At 71.5% G+C, this 19023-nt stretch carries 18 protein-coding genes; 6 read left to right on the top strand and 12 right to left on the bottom strand.

Annotated features, from left to right (window positions below; translation table 11 throughout):
• Window positions 1-52 precede the first annotated feature (52 nt).
• The gene (gene folP, locus EHO50_RS30590) at window positions 53-913 is read left to right on the top strand and encodes a dihydropteroate synthase (protein ID WP_128434476.1); all 861 of its coding nucleotides are present in this window, start codon (window positions 53-55) and stop codon (window positions 911-913) included.
• A 218-nt stretch (window positions 914-1131) separates the two neighbouring features.
• Here folP and EHO50_RS30585 read toward each other — a convergent pair whose 3' ends face one another.
• Window positions 1132-1890 carry an LOG family protein gene (locus EHO50_RS30585; protein ID WP_128434475.1) on the bottom strand — a complete coding sequence of 253 codons (759 nt, stop codon included), beginning with the start codon at window positions 1888-1890 and terminating at the stop codon, window positions 1132-1134.
• Between the two features lie 145 nt (window positions 1891-2035).
• On the bottom strand, window positions 2036-3115 hold the full coding sequence (gene dapE / locus EHO50_RS30580; RefSeq protein ID WP_128434474.1) for a succinyl-diaminopimelate desuccinylase: 1080 nt from the start codon (window positions 3113-3115) through the stop codon (window positions 2036-2038).
• 86 nt (window positions 3116-3201) lie between these two features.
• On the opposite strand from dapE, the gene EHO50_RS30575 reads away from it, so the two are divergent.
• Together EHO50_RS30575 and EHO50_RS30570 are read left to right on the top strand one after the other, a co-directional pair.
• A complete protein-coding gene (locus tag EHO50_RS30575) occupies window positions 3202-4206 on the top strand; it encodes a VldE C-terminal domain-containing protein (protein ID WP_128434473.1) in 1005 nt (334 codons plus the stop codon).
• Between the two features lie 347 nt (window positions 4207-4553).
• A complete protein-coding gene (locus EHO50_RS30570) occupies window positions 4554-5030 on the top strand; it encodes an ATP-binding protein (RefSeq protein ID WP_128434472.1) in 477 nt (158 codons plus the stop codon).
• A 135-nt stretch (window positions 5031-5165) separates the two neighbouring features.
• Here the strand turns inward: EHO50_RS30570 and EHO50_RS30565 are convergent, their stop codons facing one another.
• Both EHO50_RS30565 and fdxA read right to left on the bottom strand, forming a co-directional pair.
• The gene (locus tag EHO50_RS30565; protein ID WP_128434471.1) at window positions 5166-6260 is read right to left on the bottom strand and encodes a bifunctional succinyldiaminopimelate transaminase/glutamate-prephenate aminotransferase; all 1095 of its coding nucleotides are present in this window, start codon (window positions 6258-6260) and stop codon (window positions 5166-5168) included.
• A 155-nt stretch (window positions 6261-6415) separates the two neighbouring features.
• Window positions 6416-6736: a ferredoxin gene (gene fdxA / locus EHO50_RS30560; RefSeq protein ID WP_030929316.1), complete on the bottom strand. Its 321-nt coding sequence runs from the start codon at window positions 6734-6736 to the stop codon at window positions 6416-6418.
• Between the two features lie 140 nt (window positions 6737-6876).
• Here fdxA and EHO50_RS30555 point away from each other — a divergent pair, with 140 nt between their 5' ends.
• Window positions 6877-7878: a GNAT family N-acetyltransferase gene (locus EHO50_RS30555; protein ID WP_128434470.1), complete on the top strand. Its 1002-nt coding sequence runs from the start codon at window positions 6877-6879 to the stop codon at window positions 7876-7878.
• Between the two features lie 39 nt (window positions 7879-7917).
• Entirely contained in the window at window positions 7918-8769 is an 852-nt protein-coding gene (locus tag EHO50_RS30550) for a transglutaminase family protein (RefSeq protein WP_128434469.1), read from the top strand.
• Window positions 8770-8860: 91 nt separating this feature from the next.
• Here the strand turns inward: EHO50_RS30550 and EHO50_RS30545 are convergent, their stop codons facing one another.
• The 8 genes from EHO50_RS30545 to EHO50_RS30505 form a co-directional block, all read right to left on the bottom strand.
• Window positions 8861-9475, bottom strand: a complete 615-nt coding sequence (locus EHO50_RS30545) for a response regulator transcription factor (RefSeq protein ID WP_128434468.1) — start codon at window positions 9473-9475, stop codon at window positions 8861-8863.
• Window positions 9472-10662, bottom strand: a complete 1191-nt coding sequence (locus EHO50_RS30540; RefSeq protein ID WP_128434467.1) for a sensor histidine kinase — start codon at window positions 10660-10662, stop codon at window positions 9472-9474. The genes EHO50_RS30545 and EHO50_RS30540 overlap by 4 nt, the downstream gene beginning before the upstream one ends.
• Window positions 10659-11417 (bottom strand): ABC transporter permease, encoded by a 759-nt coding sequence (locus EHO50_RS30535; RefSeq protein ID WP_128434466.1) that lies wholly within the window; start codon window positions 11415-11417, stop codon window positions 10659-10661. Before EHO50_RS30535 ends, EHO50_RS30540 begins: the two co-directional genes overlap by 4 nt.
• A complete protein-coding gene (locus EHO50_RS30530) occupies window positions 11411-12346 on the bottom strand; it encodes an ABC transporter ATP-binding protein (RefSeq protein ID WP_128434465.1) in 936 nt (311 codons plus the stop codon). The genes EHO50_RS30535 and EHO50_RS30530 overlap by 7 nt, the downstream gene beginning before the upstream one ends.
• Window positions 12347-12473: 127 nt before the next feature.
• The gene (locus EHO50_RS30525) at window positions 12474-14990 is read right to left on the bottom strand and encodes a hypothetical protein (protein WP_181449726.1); all 2517 of its coding nucleotides are present in this window, start codon (window positions 14988-14990) and stop codon (window positions 12474-12476) included.
• Window positions 14991-15185: 195 nt separating this feature from the next.
• Window positions 15186-15587 (bottom strand): DUF6113 family protein, encoded by a 402-nt coding sequence (locus EHO50_RS30515; RefSeq protein WP_128434463.1) that lies wholly within the window; start codon window positions 15585-15587, stop codon window positions 15186-15188.
• Window positions 15584-16447 carry an N-acetyl-1-D-myo-inositol-2-amino-2-deoxy-alpha-D-glucopyranoside deacetylase gene (gene mshB, locus EHO50_RS30510; protein ID WP_128434462.1) on the bottom strand — a complete coding sequence of 288 codons (864 nt, stop codon included), beginning with the start codon at window positions 16445-16447 and terminating at the stop codon, window positions 15584-15586. Before mshB ends, EHO50_RS30515 begins: the two co-directional genes overlap by 4 nt.
• 63 nt (window positions 16448-16510) lie before the next feature.
• Window positions 16511-16705 carry a hypothetical protein gene (locus tag EHO50_RS30505; protein ID WP_019755516.1) on the bottom strand — a complete coding sequence of 65 codons (195 nt, stop codon included), beginning with the start codon at window positions 16703-16705 and terminating at the stop codon, window positions 16511-16513.
• A gap of 176 nt (window positions 16706-16881) precedes the next feature.
• Here EHO50_RS30505 and EHO50_RS30500 point away from each other — a divergent pair, with 176 nt between their 5' ends.
• The gene (locus EHO50_RS30500; RefSeq protein WP_128434461.1) at window positions 16882-19002 is read left to right on the top strand and encodes a S9 family peptidase; all 2121 of its coding nucleotides are present in this window, start codon (window positions 16882-16884) and stop codon (window positions 19000-19002) included.
• Window positions 19003-19023: the final 21 nt, after the last annotated feature.

Here is a 19023-nt window from a genome sequence, read left to right as displayed (position 1 = left end):
GGCGGCCCAAGGCCGACGACTTGCCAGGACGTACTAGGAGAGGTCACAGGGGATGCTCAGGCTGGGCAGGCGTGAATTCGACACGCATGAGCCGGTGATCATGGCGATCGTGAACCGGACCCCGGACTCCTTCTACGACCAAGGGGCGACGTTCCGCGACGAGCCCGCCCTCGCGCGCGTGGAGCAGGCGGTGGCTGAGGGGGCGGCCATCATCGACATCGGTGGGGTCAAGGCCGGGCCGGGGGAAGAGGTGACCGCCGAGGAGGAGGCGCGGCGGACGGTCGGGTTCGTGGCCGAGGTGCGGCGGCGTTTTCCGGATGTCGTGATCAGTGTGGACACCTGGCGGGCCGAGGTCGGGGCGGCGGTGTGCGAGGTGGGGGCGGATCTGCTGAACGACGCGTGGGGTGGGGTTGATCCGGGGCTGGCGGAGGTCGCTGCGCGGTACGGGGTGGGGCTGGTGTGTACGCATGCCGGAGGTGCTGAGCCTCGGACTCGGCCGCATCGGGTGACGTACGACGACGTCATGGCCGACATTCTGCGGGTGACGGTGGGGTTGGCCGAGCGGGCGTTGGCGCTGGGGGTGCCTCGGGAGTCGATCCTGATCGATCCCGGGCACGACTTCGGGAAGAACACGCGGCACAGTCTTGAGGCGACTCGGCGGTTGGGGGAGATGGTGGAGACGGGGTGGCCGGTGTTGGTGTCCCTGTCCAACAAGGACTTCGTCGGGGAGACGCTGGACAAGCCTGTGAAGGAGCGGGTGGTGGGGACGTTGGCGACGACTGCGGTGTCGGCGTGGTTGGGGGCGCAGGTGTATCGGGTGCATGAGGTGGCGGAGACCCGGCAGGTGCTGGACATGGTGGCGTCGATCGCGGGGCACCGGCCGCCGGCGGTGGCGCGTCGTGGGTTGGCCTGACAGCTTTCCTCGCCCCCGCCGCCCCTACCCTTCCCGTCCTCCAGGGGCTGCCGCCCCTTCGACCCCGCCGTCCTGGGGGCCTGCGGCCCCCAGACCCCCGCTTCGGCCCTGAAGGGGCCTCGTCCTCAAACGCCGGACGGGCTGAAATACCCGGGCCGGCGCCGGGACGTGACCGCCAGCCACAGCCCCCAGCCCCGCACACCGGCCAAAGCTCAGCGCTAGCGCCCCGCCTCCTTCGATACCAGCGCCACCGCCTCCTCCACGTCGTCCGTGACGTGGAACAGGAGCAGGTCCTTCTCCGAGGCCTTGCCCTGGGCGATCAGTGTGTTCTTGAGCCAGTCGACGAGGCCGCCCCAGTACTCGCTGCCGAAGAGGACGATCGGGAAGCGGGTGACCTTCTGGGTCTGGACGAGGGTGAGGGCCTCGAAGAGTTCGTCGAGGGTGCCGAGGCCGCCGGGGAGGACCACGAAGCCCTGGGCGTACTTGACGAACATCATCTTGCGGACGAAGAAGTACCGGAAGTTCAGGCCGATGTCGACGTAGGGGTTGAGGCCCTGCTCGAAGGGGAGCTCGATGCCGAGGCCGACCGAGATGCCGCCCGCCTCGCACGCGCCCTTGTTCGCGGCCTCCATGGCGCCGGGGCCACCGCCCGTGATCACCGCGAAGCCCGCCTCGACCAGGCCTCGGCCGAGCCGGACTCCCGCGTCGTACTCGGGAGAGTCGACCGGTGTACGCGCCGAGCCGAACACGCTGATCGCCGCCGGGAGTTCGGCGAGCGTGCCGAAGCCCTCGATGAACTCCGACTGGATACGGAGGACGCGCCAGGGGTCCGTGTGGACCCAGTCCGAGGGGCCGCCCGCGTCCAGCAGTCGCTGGTCGGTCGTACTCGCCGTCACCTGGTCCCGCCTCCGGAGAACCGGTCCCAGACGCTGCTCCGACGGTGGCTGCTTCTTCCCCTCGGGGTTGCCGGTAGCCATGTGCGCTCCCTCCGCTGCGGGGCCTGCTGGTGTTGCAGGTCGTTCCACCTCAGCGTAGATCCACGTGGGTTACGGACGGGGGACGTGAGCATGACCGCCATAAAGCGCCCTCCCCGCACTCCCCACGCCGCCCGTCACCGCGGTGCTACGCCGTGAGCCACGCCCTCAGCCGCTCCTCCCCCGCCAGGATCTTCCCGATCTCCACCCGTTCGTCCCGCTTGTGTGCCAAGTGCGGGTTGCCGGGGCCGTAGTTGACCGCGGGGATGCCGAGGGACGAGAAGCGGGAGACGTCCGTCCAGCCGTACTTGGGGCGGGGAGTCCCGCCGACCGCCTGCATGAACGCCGCGGCTGCCGGGTGGGACAGCCCCGGCAGCGCGCCGCCGCTGTGGTCGTCCACGACGAATTCCTCGACTCCGCAGTCGGCGAAGACCTCACGGACATGCGCGATGGCTTCCGCCTCCGTACGGTCCGGTGCGTACCGGAAGTTGACGGTTACGACGCATTCGTCCGGAATGACGTTGCCCGCCACGCCGCCGGTGATGCCGACCGCGTTCAGGCCCTCGCGGTACTCCAGGCCGTCGATCACGGGGTAGCGCGGTTCGTACGACGCCAGCCGCGCCAGGATCGGCGCCGCCGCATGGATCGCGTTCGAGCCCATCCAGCTGCGCGCGGAGTGGGCGCGCTCGCCCTTGGTCTTGAGCAGGACCCTGAGCGTGCCCTGGCAGCCGCCCTCCACCTCGCCGTCCGACGGCTCGAGCAGGACCGCGAAGTCGCCCTCCAGCCACTGCGGACGGGCCTGCGCCACGTGCTTGAGGCCGTTGAGCTCCGCGGCCACCTCTTCGTTGTCGTAGAAGACGAAGGTGAGGTCGCGGTTGGGGGCCGGCACCGTCGCCGCGATGCGCAGCTGGACCGCGACGCCCGACTTCATGTCGCAGGTGCCGCAGCCCCACAGGACGCCGTCCTCGTCCAGCCTCGACGGGACGTTGTCCGCGATCGGCACCGTGTCGATGTGACCGGCGAGGATCACACGCTCGGGCCGCCCCAGGTTCGTACGCGCCACGACGTTGTTGCCGTACCGCTCGACCGTCAGATGCGGCAGGGCGCGCAGAGCGCTCTCGATGGCGTCCGCGAGGGGCTGTTCCGTGCCGCTGACGGAGGGGAAGTCGACGAGCTGCGCGGTGAGCTGCGCCGCATCCAGCGTGAGGTCAAGGGAGGTGTCGGCCATGGTGCCGACCCTAACGCGCCGGGGCCGCCGGCCCACTTTCCCCGCTCGACCCATACCCCCCAGTAACCTCGGCTACCTTGTAGGGCGTGCCAGAGCCGTCCCCTTCTCCCAAACGTCGTGGCCGCCTCCTGCGTCGCGGGGCGGCCTTCGTGGTCCTGCTAGCCGTCGCGGGGTATCTCGCGGTGCAGTACGTCACCGGAGGCACCGGCGAGCCGGGCTGCGAGGTCGTCTCGGGCAAGGGCGACGGGGCCAGATACGAGTTCACGCCGGAGCAGGCGGTGAACGCCGCGACGATCGCCGCCGTCGGCACCGGCCGCGGGCTGCCCGAGCGGGCCGTGACGATCGCGCTCGCCACCGCGCTGCAGGAGTCGGGGCTGCGCAACATCAGCCACGGCGACCGCGACTCGCTGGGCCTGTTCCAGCAGCGGCCCTCGCAGGGCTGGGGCACCGAGCAGGAGATCCAGGACCCGATCTACTCGTCGGGCATCTTCTACGAGCACCTGGTCAAGGTCCGCGACTACACGGAGTTGCCGCTCACCGTCGCCGCACAGCGCGTGCAGCGCAGCGGCTTTCCGGAGGCGTACGCCAAGCACGAGCCGGACGCGACGCTGCTCGCCGCCGCACTCACCGGGCGTTCGGCCGCGACGCTGACCTGCGAGGGCCGCCCCGGCGCCACGCGGACCGCGGGTCCGGACGCCGTACGGTCCGCGCTCGTACGGGACTTCGGGCAGGACGCGCTCCAGTCGGCCGCCGCCGAGGTGGGCGCCGCGGAGGTGGGCGGTAAGAAGGCCACGCCCACGCCCGTTCCTTCCGTGATCGAGAGCGACGGGCGGACCGTCGTGCTGCCCGTGACCGCCGACGGAGGTTCCGGCACCGGGCGCAGTGTCCGCGAGCGCGGGTGGCAGCTGGCCCACTGGGCCGTGGCCAACGCCTCCGACCTGCACATCAAGCGGGTGTCGTATGCCGGACGGGTCTGGACCGCCGGGAACACCGACAGCCAGTGGCGTGCGGTCGCCGCGGATACGTCCCAGGGCTCCTCGGGGGCGCAGAGCGGTGGTCAGGGCTCGGTCCGGATCGTGACCACTCACTAGTTACGCGCAGGCGTTCGGCGACTCACTCCCGGGAGTTACTCGAGGTGTCGGCCGGGGACGGTGTGGGCAGGTTTTCGCGCGGTCACCCTCTCATCGGCCAAACGCCTTGAGAACAAAGGGCTGTAAGGATTCGGCAGGGTTTCGGGCGCGGCTCCGTTTGCCCGTTTTTATCCGCAGGCGATAATGCGACGCATTGCCAATTCTTTACATTGGGGCGCCGCAACCTTCGCGGGCTTCGAGCGGTAGTCACTGCGTCCGAGCCCGGAGATCAACAGCCAGTCGATCAACTGCCGGGCGTGGTCGGACACTTCATCGTCCTGATCCGACATACCCGTCGAAGGAGCATCATGTCCCTCCCCCTGACCCGCCGGATCGCCCGTGCCGCGCTGCTCGTCGCTGCCGGAGCGGCTGCCGGGGTCGGTGCGGCCGGCTCCGCCAGCGCGGCCCCTGAACTGCCCGACGCCTCGAAGGTCGGCGGGCTGACCGCCCTGGACGGCTCGAGCGTCGTCGACGGCGCGGCCACGAACGCCACCGGGCTCGCGGGTGGCGCCGTCGACACCGCGGTCGACGGCGCGCTGCCGACCGCGACGAAGGCCGGCGCCAAGGTGACCAAGACCGGCGGCAAGGCCGCGAAGAAGGCGGTGCCGACCGCGGCCAAGGCCGGCGGCAAGGTTGCGAAGAAGGCGACGCCCGCGGCGAAGGAGACCGCGGGTGGCGTGGCCGGGTCGGTCGGCAGCGTCCTCGGCGACACGGCCGGCGTGGCCACGACGACCGGTGTTCCGTCGACCGGCTCGCTGCCGGTGCAGGCGCTTCCCCTCGGCTGACGGTCCGCCGCCGTTCGGCTGCGCCTGGCTCGAGCCGCCGACGGGGCCCAGGGAGTTCCCTGGGCCCCGTCGGTTTTGTATGTCCTACGTCTTGCCCACAGTGGTAAGTGGTAGCCGTGGTATCCGCAGCCGCCGTTACGACAGGCGTTGCACCGCCGTCCTCACCCGTTCGTCCGTCGCCGTGAACGCCACGCGTACGTGCTGGGCGCCTGCCTCGCCGTAGAAGTCGCCCGGGGCCACCAGGATGCCGAGGTCGGCCAGGTGGGAGACCGTGGTCCAGCAGGACTCGTCTCGCGTGGCCCAGAGGTAGAGGCTGGCCTCGCTGTGCTCGATGCGGAAGCCGTGTCCTTCCAGGGCCCCGCGGAGGGCCTCGCGGCGGGCCGCGTAGCGGTCGCGTTGGACGCGGACGTGCTCGTCGTCGCCCAGGGCCGCGATCACCGCCGCCTGGGTCGGCGCCGACGTCATCATGCCGCCGTGCTTGCGGATCTCCAGGAGGGGGGCCAGGACCGCCGGGTCGCCGGCCAGGAAGGCGGCGCGGTAGCCCGCGAGGTTCGAGCGCTTGGACAAGGAGTGCACCGCGACGATGCCCTCGTACGAGCCGCCGTTCACGTCCGGGTGCAGGACCGAGACCGGGTCGGCCTCCCAGCCCAGCTCCAGGTAGCACTCGTCGGAGAAGAGCAGGACGCCGTGTTCGCGGGCCCAGGCGACCGTCCGGGTCAGTTCCTGCTTCGACAGGACCTTGCCCGTGGGGTTGGACGGGGAGTTCAGCCAGAGCAGCTTCAGGTTCCGCGGGTCCAGCTCCGTGGGGTCGTCGTACACCTCGTACTCGGCACGGGCCAGGCGGGCGCCCACCTCGTACGTCGGGTAGGCCAGCCGCGGGTAGGCCACCTTGTCGCCGGGCCCGAGGCCCAGCTGGGTGGGGAGCCAGGCGACCAGTTCCTTGGAGCCGACGATGGGCAGGACGTGGCGGTGGGTGACCTGGCGGGCGCCCAGGCGGCGCTCCACCCAGCCCGTGATCGCGTCACGCAGTGCCGGGGTGCCCCAGACCGTCGGATAGCCCGGGGAGTCCGCCGCGTCGATCAGGGCCTTCTGGATCAGCTCGGGGACCGGGTCGACCGGCGTGCCGACGGAGAGGTCGACGATGCCGTCGGGGTGCGCGGTGGCCGTCTTCTTGTACGGCTCCAGCTTGTCCCAGGGGAAGGTCGGAAGGCGGTCGGAGACTGCGGACACGGGATCTGGCTCACTTTCTGGTACAGCCGCTGGTACTGCCACTGCTGATGCCACTGTTCATGCCGGATACGGCAACGCCTCGGTCCCGTACGACGATCAAGGCGATCAGGCCGTACGGGACCGAGGCGGCACGCTGTGCGGGTCGCCGGTGCGGACTACTCGGCCTGCGGCGGCAGCGCGGCGATGAAGGGGTGATCCCGCTCGATCAGGCCCAGCTTGCTGGCGCCACCGGGGGAGCCGAGCTCGTCGAAGAACTCGACGTTCGCCTTGTAGTAGTCCTTCCACTCCTCCGGAGTGTCGTCCTCGTAGAAGATCGCCTCGACCGGGCATACCGGCTCACAGGCACCACAGTCGACGCATTCGTCCGGGTGGATGTACAAGGACCGCTGGCCCTCGTAGATGCAGTCGACCGGGCACTCCTCGATGCACGCCTTGTCCTTGACGTCGACACAAGGCTGCGCGATGACGTAGGTCACGCTGTCGTTCCTCCTCGATAGGGCGCTGGCGGGCCTCCTCAGGCTCCGCCGCCTGGCGCGCGGGAGCGCGGCGTCGTCGATGCCCGCCTCTAGTATCTCCGTTCTTGGGCATGATCCGAACAGGAGGGGTGAACTGACCTGTGGAAATCTCTGCGACGGGGCGCCTTGAGGTCCGCATCACCGCTACTGACGTGGGCAAACGAGTCTCTGTGCGCCGCCGACACGATCCTGCGGCCGAGGGTGAGAAGTTCACCGACACGGTGGGTGTTCTCGCATCATGGGACGACGGTGTGCTGCGGATCACACGCAAGAGTGGCGAGACTGTCCGCATCCCGGAAGCCTCGCTGGTCGCGGGCAAGGTGGTGCCCGCCGCTCCGGCTCGCCGCCGGGGGCCCGCCGCCTCGTACGAGGAGCTCGCGCGTGTCGCCATGCGCGCGTGGCCGCCGGTGGAGAGCGAGCGGCTCGGCGAGTGGGAGCTGCGGGCCGCGTCCGGGTTCACCCGGCGGGCCAACTCGGTGCTGCCGCTCGGCGACCCCGGCATGCCGCTGCCGGCCGCGCTCGACGTCGTACGGCGCTGGTACGGCGACCGTGGGCTGCCCGCGTACGTACAGACCGCGACCGGGGCCGAGGGCACGCAGGAGCTGCTGTGCGCGGAGCTGGAGCGGCTGGGGTGGGTGCGGGAGGTGTCCGCCGGGATGTGGATCGGGGCGTTGGCGCCGATCGCCGACCTGGGCGAGCCGGACGAGGTGGCCGGGGTGGTGCTGTCCCGGAAGGCGGACGAGGCTTGGCTTGCGCGGTATCAGCGCAAGGGGGTGAGCGAGGTGGCCCTGAAGGTGCTCGGGAGCGGGCCGTCGGTGTGGTTCGCGACGGTTCCCGGTGCGGGCGGCGGTGCTCCTGCCGCCATCGGGCGGTGTGTCGTGGACGGGCGGTGGGCCGGGTTCGCCGCCGTGGAGGTGGATCCGGCGCTGCGGCGGCGGGGGCTGGCCACTCGGGTGATGGCCGCGCTGGCCCGGCGGGCCCTCGATGAGGGGGCGTCGGCGGCGTGGCTGCAGGTCGAGGAGGAGAACGCGGGCGCGCGGGAGATGTACGCCGGGATGGGGTTCGCCGCGCATCACGCGTACCACCACTATCGATCACCGTGAGCAGCGGTACCGATCGCCGTGAAAGGGCACGAGCCAGCTATGCGACCCCCCTGTCCCCCGCCGCCCGAACGTTCCGCCGAGCTGCGGCGGCGGTTCGCCGAAGAGGCGCGGTCCGAGCGGCCCGATCTGTCCACGCTGTGTCTGCTGGTGGGAGCCGAGGCGGACGGGGCGCTGGACGAGGCGGGCATGGATGCGGCGCAGGTGGAGCTGGACGCCCTGGCCGGGCAGCTGCCGTTCCGGCCCGGGGGGCCGCGGTCGTGGGCCGTCGCTCTGCGGGAGCTGCTCGGGGAGCGGTACGGGTTTCGTGGCTCCGCCGCGGACTATCAGCGGCTGGAGTCGTCGCTGTTGCACGAGGTGCTTCAGCGGCGGCGTGGGTTGCCGATTCTGCTGTCGGTGGTGTGGATGGAGGTCGCGCGGCGGGCGGGGGCTCCTGTGTACGGGGTCGCGCTGCCCGGGCACTTCGTCGTGGGGTTCGGGCCGACCGAGGAGCAGGTGCTCGCCGATCCGTTCGACGGGGGGCGGGTGTTGACGGGGAGCGATGCGGAGTTGCTGGTGGCGGGGGCCACGGGGGCGCCGCTCCAGCCGTCGATGCTTTCGCCGGCGGATCCGCTGGATGTGGTGCTGCGGATCCTGAACAACGTCCGGGCCTGGGCCGCCACCCGGCCCGAGCGGACGGATGTGGCTTTGTGGGCGGTGGAGTTGTCGCTGTTGCTGCCCTCACGTCCGGCTCGGTTGCGGTTCGAGCGGGCGCAGTTGCTGGTGCAGCGGGGTGACTTCGTCGAGGGCGCGGTGGAGTTGGAGTCGTACGCGGAGATGATCAGTGCGGTGGACGAGGGGGCGGCGGAGCGGGTGCGGGGGCAGGCTCGGGCGGCTCGGGCGATGTTGAACTGACGGTTCGCCTCATCGCCGTAGGAGCTTGGGTGATTGCGCGAGTGCGGGCTCGTCGTGGCTTGTCGCGCAGTTCCCCGCGCCCCTTAGGGCACTACAGCCAGCCCTTTTCCCTTGCGAGCCGTGCCGCCTCTGCCCTGTTGCGTACCGCCAGTTTCTGGATCGCTGTCGACAGGTAGTTCCGTACCGTCCCCTGCGACAAGTGCAGGGCGGCCGCCAACTCGGCGTTCGTGGAGCCGCCCTCCGCTGCTCGTAGGACCTCTCGCTCGCGGTCTGTCAGCGGGTTGGCGCCGTCTGCCAGAGCCGCTGCCGCGAGGGTGGGGTCGATGACCCGCTCCCCCGCCAGGACCTTCCGTACCGCCTCGGCCAGTTTGGCCGCCGGGGCGTCCTTGACCAGGAAGGCGTCGGCGCCCGACTCCATCGCGCTGCGCAGGTAGCCGGGGCGGCCGAAGGTGGTGAGGATGACCAGCTTCACGGCCGGGAGCTCCGTGTGGAGGAGCGCTGCGGCCTCGATGCCGGTCGCGCCGGGCATCTCGATGTCCAGGAGCGCCACGTCCACGGCGTGCTCACGGGCCGCCGCCAGGACCTCGTCGCCGCGGGCCACCTGGGCGACGACCTCGATGTCGTCCTCCAGGCCGAGCAGGGCGGCCAGCGCCTCGCGGACCATCGACTGGTCCTCGGCCAGGAGAACCTTGATCGTCTGGCTCATGACGGGGATCCTACGTCCGCCGAGACCGCGTCGGCCGAGTGGTCCGAGTCGGCCCGGGCGGCCGGGACACGGGCGGTCAGGCGAAAGCCGTGCCGGGTCCCGCCCGCCTCCAGGGTGCCGCCCGCCTTGGCCAGGCGTTCCGTCAGGCCCGCCAGGCCGTTGCCGGGGCCGCCGCCCTGGTCGCCCGAGCCGTCGTCCTCGACGGCGAGTTCCAGGACGGGACCGTCGAGGGTCTGGCGGCGCAGCAGTTCCACCGTGCAGCGCCGGCCGCCGCTGTGACGTACGACGTTGGTGATCGCCTCGCGCAGCGCCCAGGCGAGGGCTGTCTCGCTGGGCTCGGGGACGCCGGTGAGGTCCGGTTCGGCGGGCAGGTCCGCGGTGATCCCGGCCGCCGTCAACGCGACCTTGGCGCCTGCCAGTTCGGCGGACAGTCGGGGGCGGCGGTAGCCCGACACCGCCTCCCGTACGTCCACCAGGGCCTGGCGGCTGACCTGTTCGATGTCGGCGACCTGCTGGGCCGCCTTGTCGGGGTGTGCCGGGAGCATACGGCCCGCGAGCTCGCTCTTCAGCGTGATCAGCGAGAGGGAGTGACCGAGGAGGTCGTGCAGGTCGCGGGCGAGGCGCAAACGCTCTTCGTTCGCGGCCAGTTGGGCGACCGTGGCACGGGCCTCGCGCAGCTCTATGGTCGTGCGGATGAGCTCGCGTACGCCGGTCATGGAGAAACCGCCGAGGAGGGCCGGGAAGAGCAGCCCGGCCAGGAACGACGTGCCGCCGGGTACCGCGAGGGCGACCCCGGTCAGCAGGACGGACACGGCCGGGATGCTCCAGCGGGCCAGGCGGAACGGCAGGGCGGCGCCGGAGCAGATCGCCACGTACACGAACAGGACGAGCCACTCGCGGCCCAGGGTGAGGGCCAGGACGGTCGACTGGGTGGCCAGGACCGCCAGTGACCCGAGCACCACACCGTTGGTCTCGCCGCGCCCGGTGCGGAAGATCAGGGCGAGGTACCAGGCGACGAAGGCGACCAGGCCGATCCAGCCGAGGACGACGACGCCGTCGCTGTGTCCGCCGTGCAGCAGGTCGCCCACCGGCGCGCTGAGGTAGGCGAGCCAGATCCCGATCCAGAGGAACTTGACGACCTTCTGCCTGCGGTTCTGCGGGCGCTGCCCGATGCCGACGCTGCTCACGCCTTCAGCGTGTCCTTCCGGTACAGCCAGGCCGCGCCGCCGGTGAACAGGGCGAAGAAGACGGCGAGGACGGCGATGTCCTTGGCATGAGGGGCCTGGCTCTGTTCGATCGCCTGCCCCAGCGCAGCGTACGCGTGCGTGGGCACCCAGTCGGCGATGTCCTGCAGCCAGGTGGGGAAGGACGTGGTCGGCATCCACAGGCCGCCGAGGATGGACAGCCCGAAGTAGGTGATCATCGTGATCGGGCGGACCGCGTCCCCGCTCGCGAGGTAGCCGAGGGCCACGCCGAGCGCGGCGAAGACGAGGCTGCCGGCCCAGATCGCGCCGGTGAGGGCGAGCCACTGCCAGGCGTCCAGGCGTACGTCCTTCACGACCGCGGCGACGACGAAGACGACCACGATCGACGGCAGGCTCACCACGGCCGCACCGGCCGTCTTCGCGAGGACATAGCCGTGCCCGGGCAGCGCCGTCAGCCGCAGCTGCCGTACCCAGCCGCTCTCCCGCTCCTTGGCGATGCGCTCGCTGTTGCCCATCAGGACGGCGGTCAGGGCGCCGAAGGAGGCCATGGAGACCATCATGTAGGCCGGCAGGGTCAGACCCGTCCCGTCGACCTTCGAGGTGCTGTCGGCGCTGCCCGCGATGAGCAGGAACAGCAGCGACGGGTACAGCACGGAGAAGAACAGGAACTTGCGGTTGCGCAGGGCGCGGGTCAGTTCGAGCCTGATCAGACCCCGCGAAGCAAATGTATTCAGCATGCGGTACGGGCCTCCTCGGCCTCGGTGATGGCCACGAACGCCTGCTCCAGGCCGAGCCCGGCGACTTCGAGGTTGCGGGGGTAGAGGCCGCCGCCGTAGAGGGCGTGGACGGTGGCGTCGGCGTCGGAGGACTGGATGCGGACCGTGTGGCCGGATCCCGCGGCGGAGCCGCTGTTGGACACAGTGAGCCGGGTCAGGAAGGGCAGTGCCCGCAGGGAGGCCTCGTCGACCGGGCCGTCGGACAGGTCGAAGGAGATCCTGCGCACCCCCGCCTTCGCCTTGATCTCGGCCGCCGTGCCGTCGGCCAGCAGCCGGCCGCGGTGCAGCACCAGCACCCGGTCGGCGATGGCGTCGGCCTCCTCCAGGTAGTGGGTGGCGAAGAGGACCGTACGGCCCTGGTCGGCCTGTTCGCGCATGGTGGCCCAGAAGGCCTGGCGGGTGGTGACATCCATGCCCGTGGTGGGCTCGTCCAGGACGATCAGGTCGCTGTCGCCGGCGGTGGCGAGGGCGAAGCGGACGCGCTGGGCCTGGCCGCCGGAGAGCTTGTCGACCTTGCGGTCGGCGATCTGTGTGATGCCCGCGCGGGACAGTACGTCGGAGACCTTGTACGGCCTCGGGTGCAGGTCACAGGCGAGGCGCACCAGTTCGGCGACCGTGACCTCGTCCATCAGTCCGCCGCTCTGCAGCATGGCGCCCACCCGCCCGGCGACGATGGCCTCGCGCGGACCGGTGCCGAAGAGCCGCACCGTGCCGCTGTCGGGCTGCTTCAGGCCGAGCAGCAGGTCGAGCGTGGTCGACTTGCCGGCCCCGTTCGGGCCCAGCAGGGCCACGGTCTGTCCCGGGTACAGCGTGAGCGTCAGCCCGTCGACGGCCCGTACGCTCCCGTAGCTCTTGCTCACCTGGTCGAATCCGACCACTGTCGTTGTCATGTGCTCCAGGGTGGCCGCGCGGGCCGGTGCCCCGGCAGTGTCGGCGGTCCTGAGTGCCGGATGACAGATGTCATACGACGAGAGGGCACCCGGCGTGCACCGGGTGCCCTCTGTCAGCGGCCGTGCGCTAGCTGGGGTTCGTCTCGATGACGGCCACGCGGTTGGTCTTGCTCTTCAGTGCCTCGGCAAGGGCGACGTAGACGTCCTGTGGCGTGACCGCCGTCTTCTTGCCGTTGCCCCGGGTGATGAGCACGCCGTCGAACGCGCCGCCGTAGAGCTCCTTCAGTGCGTTCAGGTCAGGGGCTTCGACGAGCTTGCCGCCCACCGCCTTGACCCGGAGGAACTTCCACAGGGACTTCTGCGGGCTCATCAGGAGGGGGCTCGCCCCGTCCGCCTGGAGTGTCACGGGGGCCGACATCGCCGGCTGAGCGAACTCCTTCATCATCCGGTCGACCTCGGCGTTCGAGACCGTCGGCTGCTGCGTGGTGGTCGGGACGGTCACCGGGTCGGTGGTGCCGGTCTCGACCTGGGTGCGGTAGGCCTCCTCGACCGCCTCGGTGGACTGGGCGACGTCGATGCCCTTGCCCGCCTTGCCGTAGACGGCGACGGCCTTGCCGGCCGCGAACTTGATCGTGCCCTCGGTCACCGAGCCGGAGCCGCCGGAGACGTCCTCCAGGGCCGCGTGCAGCTTCTCCTCGTCGATCGGCATGACCGGGTCCACGGTGCGGTGGTTGCCGAAGAGGGAGCCGATGACCGAGACCGGGTTGTAGTCGCTGGTCGCGGCCGTGCTGACCGTCTGCTGCATGTCGAACTGCAGCCCGGCCTTGTCCGGCTCGAGGGTGACGGTCTTGCCACCCACCGACAGCTTCAACGGCTTGTTGACCCGGTCGTCGAAGGCGTCGTTGAGCTTCTTGACCGCGTCGTCGCGGGTGCCGCCGCCGATCTCGACGCCGAGCACGGTGGTGCCCTTGGGCACGTCGGAGTGGTTCATCAGCAGGCCGGCGCCGTAGAGGCCACCGGCGAGGACGATCACTCCGCCGACGAGCAGCGGCAGCTTGCTGCGGCCCTTCTTCTTGGGCGCGCGGGAGGCCGTCGCGTTCGTCGAGCCCGGCTCGGGCAGCTTCGGGGGCGTGTGCGGGCCGGTCGTCTCGGTGCCGCCCGGCCCGAAGGGTCCGCTCTGGGCGCCGGCGGGGACGACGGGGATGCCGCTGGTGACGGTGTGGCCGGAGACGTTGTCGGCGACGCCGCCGTAGTGCGGCTCGGGGGCCGGCTTCTGCGGGGTGAGGATCGCGGTGTCGTCGCTCAGGCCACCGCCGGGGCCGTGGCCCGGGGTGTGGAGGGCGCCGGCGGGGCCGCCCGGGCCCCCGGGGGCGCCGGGGCCCGCCGGGCCGCTGCCGGGGGCGCCGGGACCGGTGGGTCCGCCGGGCCGACTCGGGCCGTTGGAAATGCCGGACAGACCGGAACCACCGGGTCCGTTGGAGATGCCGGGAACACCGGGACCAGCCGGTCCACCAGGTCCGCTCGGCCCACCCGGACCGCCGGGCCCACGGCGGCCGCCCTTCCCGCCGCCCGCGACCGGCGGCACCGCCGGACCGTCGCCGGTGACCGGACCGGTCGTCGGGCCCGCGGGACCCTGCGGGCCGCCCTGGCCGCCGCGGTCGTTCGGGCTGCCGAAGTCGTTCGTGCCGCCGAAGTCATTCGTGCCGCCGAAGTCGCCGGAGCCGTTGAAGTCGTTCAGGCCGCCGAAGTCGGCGGAACCGTCGAAGCCGTTCGGGCCGCCCTGGGCGCCGTATCCGCCCTGGCCGTTCGGGCCGCCGGGGCCGCCCTGGGCGCCGTAGCCGTTCTGGCCGTTCGGGCCGCCGTTCCCGTTCTCCGAGAAGTAGGGCAGGTCGTCGCGGCGCGCCTCGCCGCCGGGGCGGGAACCGTTGCCGTTGCCCAGCGGGCCCGCCGCCAGTGCCTCGGTGACGTCGAAGGAACCGGTGCCTCCGCCGTGCCCGGGAGCCACCGGGCCGCCGGTCGCACCGGGGAGGCCGGCGCCGTTCGTACCGCCGGGACGGGCGCCGGGCACGCTCATCGCGCCGACGACACCGCCGGGCCGCCCGGCACCGGCACCCGGGCGCGCACCGCCGGGCGCACCGGAGCCTGCAGCCGGGCCACCGGACCCGCTCGCACCGGGGCCCGAACCGCCGGGCAGACCGGCCCCGTTGGAGGGCGGGCCGCCCTGACCGCCCTTGGGCGCCGAGGACTTGCGCGGCGCGAACCAGTCGCTCGTCTTCTCCCCCGCCTGCGGGGCGGGGTCGGCCGAGGGCTCGACGGTGCCCGTGGACATGGTGGTGGCCGCGGACGGCGTCGGCGGCGCGGCGTCCGCGCCGCTGTCGCCGGAGGTCGACCCCGAGCTCTCGGCATCCGCGACGGGCTTGCGCACGACGACCGGCGGAATGGGCCGCGACCCGGGGATGTTGATCCGGATCCGGGTCGTCAGCGTGGTCTCGGTCTTGCGTTCCTCCGGCCGCGCGGCCGAACGGCTCGCGTCCGTACCGCTGTCGGAAGCCATGGGGGTCCCGTACGGCGGCGTGCCCGAGGGGTATGCGGCTCCGCCGCGCCCGTTGGGCCCGGAGGACGGAGTGTCAGTTTCACGACTCAAGGCAGGTTCTCCCGGTTGGCTCCACCGCCTGTTCGACCTCCATTGCGAGTGGGGGTCCCTCCCGGCCGAGTGGTTCGAGGCTGGGGGAGGCTCGGCGGCGCGCACCACCATACTGGCCACTTCCGGCCCGTATCCCACGACCGCCTGGGAAACCCACACGGGACTCGCACGAGTGCGCCGTGGAGAAGTGGTACGTCACTTGCCAAGTCGGACGCCGTCGTCGCCCGGTTGCCGCATCGGAGCGAGGGTGGCGCAGATCACAGCCACAGCCATACCGCCGAGCAGGAAGAGGTAGGAGGTGGCGCCCGTGCCGAACACGAAGTCGCCTTCCGGGCGGCTGGCGGTGAGCAGAATGACGGCGATCATCCAGCCGCCGGCGGGTGCGACGGCCCCGGCGCGGCTGCCCGCCGCACGGCCACCGCCCAGGCAGAGCCCGGCCTCACCGGCGAGCGCGAGCAGCAGGCCGCCCGGGAACCAGGCGGGCTGTACCAGCGCCCCGGCCACGCCGACCACCGCGCCGAGCAGGAACAGCCCGAAGTAGGCGAGGGCCCGCAGGCCGGATGGCCGCTTCAGCGGCTGGGCGAGCATCGAGCTCATGACGCCTCCCCGACGGTCACACCGGCGAACAGATCGGACTCCTCGTCCGCTGCCTGCACCCCGCCCACCAACTCGTAGTACTCGGTGGTGAAGAGGGGTTGCGCGAGTTCGTTGGAGAGCGCGAAGTACAGCTCGGCCACGTCGATCTGCGTGGCGTGCGCCCTCATCGCGGCGGCCTTGGCGGCGGCGTACGCGGTGCCGTCGATCACGGTGGTGATCCGCTCGTCGTCGACGACGCCCGGCACGTCGTCCACGGTGGCGGCCTTGCCGAACGGCAACCCGGGCAGATCCGCCTGAAGCCGGGCGAAGGCCTCCTCGGCGACGGTGCGCGGGACGCGGTTCCAGTAGATCTTGGGGATCTCCCACCCGGCATCCACGGCCAGCTCGGCCGCGCGCATGGCGATGCGGTGGGCCTGGATGTGGTCGGGGTGGCCGTAGCCGCCGTCGGGGTCATAGGTGACGAGGACCTGGGGGCGTACCTCCAGGATCACCTCGACGAGAGCCCGGGCCGCGTCGTCGACGTCCGCCTGCCAGAGGCTGGCCGGGTCGTCGTTGTCGGCGATGCCCATCATCCCGGAGTCCTCGTAGCGGCCCTTCGCACCGAGGAGACGGAAGTCCTCGACGCCGAGCTCGCGCATCGCGGCGGTGAGCTCGCCCAGGCGGTGTTCGCCGAGGTCGGCCCCCGTCAGGTGCTGAAGCTCGGGGGGAATGACCTCGCCGTGCTCGCCGAGGGTGCAGGTGACCAGGGTCACGTGCGCACCCTCGGCCGCGTACTTGGCCATGGTCGCGCCGTTGTTGATCGACTCGTCGTCCGGGTGCGCGTGCACCAGGAGCAGACGCCGGTCGGGCAGTTCCGTCATGGCCCCCACCCTACGAGGCGGCACCGACAGCGCCGCCCGCCACGGCGCAGCACGTGATGCGACTCAGAACTTGATGCTGCCGATCATGCCCGCGATGTTCGTCGTCAGCTCACTGATGGTGGGCGCGACGGTCGAGGACGCCAGGTAGAACCCGAGCAGCATGCAGACAACCGCATGGCCGGCCTTCAGCCCTGATTTCTTGATCAGCAGGAAGACGATGATCGCCAGTAGCACCACCGCCGAAATCGAGAGTGCCACGGCGGCTCACCTCCAAGAATCCCAGGCGCGGGGGGTCGGACTATGGGGGCAGATAAATCCATGCAGCAGCCAGCAGGTTCATACCCACTATGCGCTAGTGATCATAACTATCCGTACGTGCGCATCGATCGGCGCACAGCCGCACAAGGGGGCGCACTGGCCAATATGGTCGGGGCATGACGACCGAGCCTGTCTCCTTCCCCCGCCGGCACGCCCGCACCCAGAGGTTCACGTTCGGCGCGCCGCGCGCGTTCGCGGTGGCGCCCGACGGTTCCCGTGTCGTGTTCCTGCGCTCCACCTCCGGTGCCGATCCGGCGAGTTCGCTGTGGGTGCTCGACACGGTGGACGGCAAGGAGCGCGTGGCGGCCGACCCGCGCGCCCTGCTGGGCGGCGCCTCGGAAGACCTCTCGCCCGAGGAGCGGGCACGGCGCGAGCGCAGCCGTGAGGCCGGCGCCGGCATCGTCGGCCACGCCACCGACAACGCTGTGGAGTTGGCCTCTTTTGCCTTGTCAGGGCGGCTTTTCACCGCGGAGCTGCGGGCCGGCACGGCACGCGAACTCCGGGTCCCCGGGCCGGTGATCGACCCGCGCCCCTCCCCCGACGGCCGGCACATCGCGTACGTCGCGCAGGGTGCCCTGCGGGTGGTGGGCGCCGAGGGTGAGGGCGACCGTGCGCTCGCCGGGCCGGAGGCGGAGGGGGTCACCTATGGGCTCGCCGAGTTCATCGCCGCCGAGGAGATGGGGCGCTACCGGGGCTTTTGGTGGAGCCCGGAGTCGGACCGGTTGCTGGTGGCGCGCGTGGACGACACGCCGGTGAGCCGGTGGTGGATCTCCGATCCGGCGCGTCCGGAGCGCGAGCCGCAGCGGGTGGCGTATCCGGCGGCGGGGACCGCGAACGCGGACGTACGGCTGTTCGTGATCGGTCTGGACGGGGTGCGCACGGAGGTGGCGTGGGACCGGGCGCGGTACCCCTATCTGGCACGAGTGCACTGGTCAGCGGCGGGTGCGCCGCTGCTGCTCGTCCAGGCGCGGGACCAGCGCAGCCAGCTGTTCCTGGCCGTGAACGCGGCGACGGGGGCGACGCGGATGGTGCACGCCGACGAAGATCCACAATGGCTGGATCTTTTCCCTGGTGTGCCCTGCTGGAGCCCTTCCGGGCAGCTCGTGCGCATCGCCGACGAGGGCGGCGCGCGGGTGCTAACGGTGGGCGAACGCCCGCTGACGGGGCCGCAGTTGCACGTCCGCGCGGTGCTGGACGTCTCCGACGACGACGTGCTCGTCTCGGCATCGGCGGGTGAGGCCGCAGCCGATGCCGAGATCGGCGAAGTGCATGTGTATCGAGTGAACGAGCTCGGAGTGGAGCGCGTGTCCCAGGAGCCCGGCGTGCACTCGGCGGTGCGCGCCGGGGGTGTGACCGTGCTGGCGTCGCACACCCTCGACCGGCCCGGGTCCCGGGTCCAGGTCCTGCGTAAGGGGAAGCAGACGGCGACGGTCCGGTCGTATGCCGAAGATCCCGGTTTGACCCCGCGCATCACCCTCACCGAAGGGGGCGCACGTCGCATCCCGTGCGCCGTGCTTATGCCTCGGGACTACGCCGGTGACACCCCGCTCCCGGTTTTGCTGGATCCCTACGGGGGACCGCACGCCTCCAGGGTGGTCGCCGCGCACAATGCGCACCTGACCTCGCAGTGGTTCGCCGACCAGGGGTTCGCGGTGGTCGTCGCGGACGGGCGCGGTACGCCGGGGCGCTCGCCCGCGTGGGAGAAGGCGGTCAGGGACGAGATCGCGGCGGTCGTGGTGCAGGACCAGGTCGACGCGCTCCAGGCGCTCGCCGAGCGCTTCCCGCTCGACCTGACCCGGGTGGCCATCCGCGGCTGGTCCTTCGGCGGCTATCTGGCGGGGCTCGCGGTGCTGCGCCGCCCGGACGTCTTCCACGCGGCGGTGGTCGGCGCCCCGGTCACCGATCTGCGTCTGTACGACACCCACTACCAGGAGCGTTATGTCGGGCACCCCGAGGAGCAGCCGGAGGTCTACCGGCGCAACTCGCTGATCGACGACGCCGGCCTGGTGGACCCGGCCGAGCCGGCCCGCCCGATGATGATCGTCCACGGGCTCGCGGACGACAACGTGGTGGTCGCCCACTCACTGCGCCTGTCGTCCGCCCTGCTCGCCGCGGGCCGCCCGCACGAGGTGCTGCCGCTGTCCGGCGTGACCCATATGACTCCGCAGGAAGAGGTCGCGGAGAACCTGCTGCTGCTCCAGCTCGACTTCCTGAAGAGGTCGCTCGGGCTGAACTGACCCCGTGGAACTGACCCCGCG

Origin of the sequence: Streptomyces cyaneus (assembly GCF_004028635.1) — a bacterium.
In the GTDB taxonomy this organism is placed as follows: Bacteria; Actinomycetota; Actinomycetes; order Streptomycetales; family Streptomycetaceae; genus Streptomyces; species Streptomyces cyaneus.
This window is presented reverse-complemented; position numbering and strand designations above follow the sequence as displayed.

Coding starts and splice junctions, on each gene's coding strand:
- EHO50_RS30530 (WP_128434465.1), bottom strand. CDS start 12,346: ATGACAACGACAGTGGTCGGATTCGACCAGGTGAGCAAGAGCTACGGG.
- EHO50_RS30500 (WP_128434461.1), top strand. CDS start 16,882: ATGACGACCGAGCCTGTCTCCTTCCCCCGCCGGCACGCCCGCACCCAG.
- EHO50_RS30570 (WP_128434472.1), top strand. CDS start 4,554: ATGTCCCTCCCCCTGACCCGCCGGATCGCCCGTGCCGCGCTGCTCGTC.
- EHO50_RS30550 (WP_128434469.1), top strand. CDS start 7,918: ATGCGACCCCCCTGTCCCCCGCCGCCCGAACGTTCCGCCGAGCTGCGG.
- EHO50_RS30585 (WP_128434475.1), bottom strand. CDS start 1,890: ATGGCTACCGGCAACCCCGAGGGGAAGAAGCAGCCACCGTCGGAGCAG.
- dapE (WP_128434474.1), bottom strand. CDS start 3,115: ATGGCCGACACCTCCCTTGACCTCACGCTGGATGCGGCGCAGCTCACC.
- EHO50_RS30535 (WP_128434466.1), bottom strand. CDS start 11,417: ATGCTGAATACATTTGCTTCGCGGGGTCTGATCAGGCTCGAACTGACC.
- folP (WP_128434476.1), top strand. CDS start 53: ATGCTCAGGCTGGGCAGGCGTGAATTCGACACGCATGAGCCGGTGATC.
- EHO50_RS30515 (WP_128434463.1), bottom strand. CDS start 15,587: ATGAGCTCGATGCTCGCCCAGCCGCTGAAGCGGCCATCCGGCCTGCGG.
- mshB (WP_128434462.1), bottom strand. CDS start 16,447: ATGACGGAACTGCCCGACCGGCGTCTGCTCCTGGTGCACGCGCACCCG.
- EHO50_RS30545 (WP_128434468.1), bottom strand. CDS start 9,475: ATGAGCCAGACGATCAAGGTTCTCCTGGCCGAGGACCAGTCGATGGTC.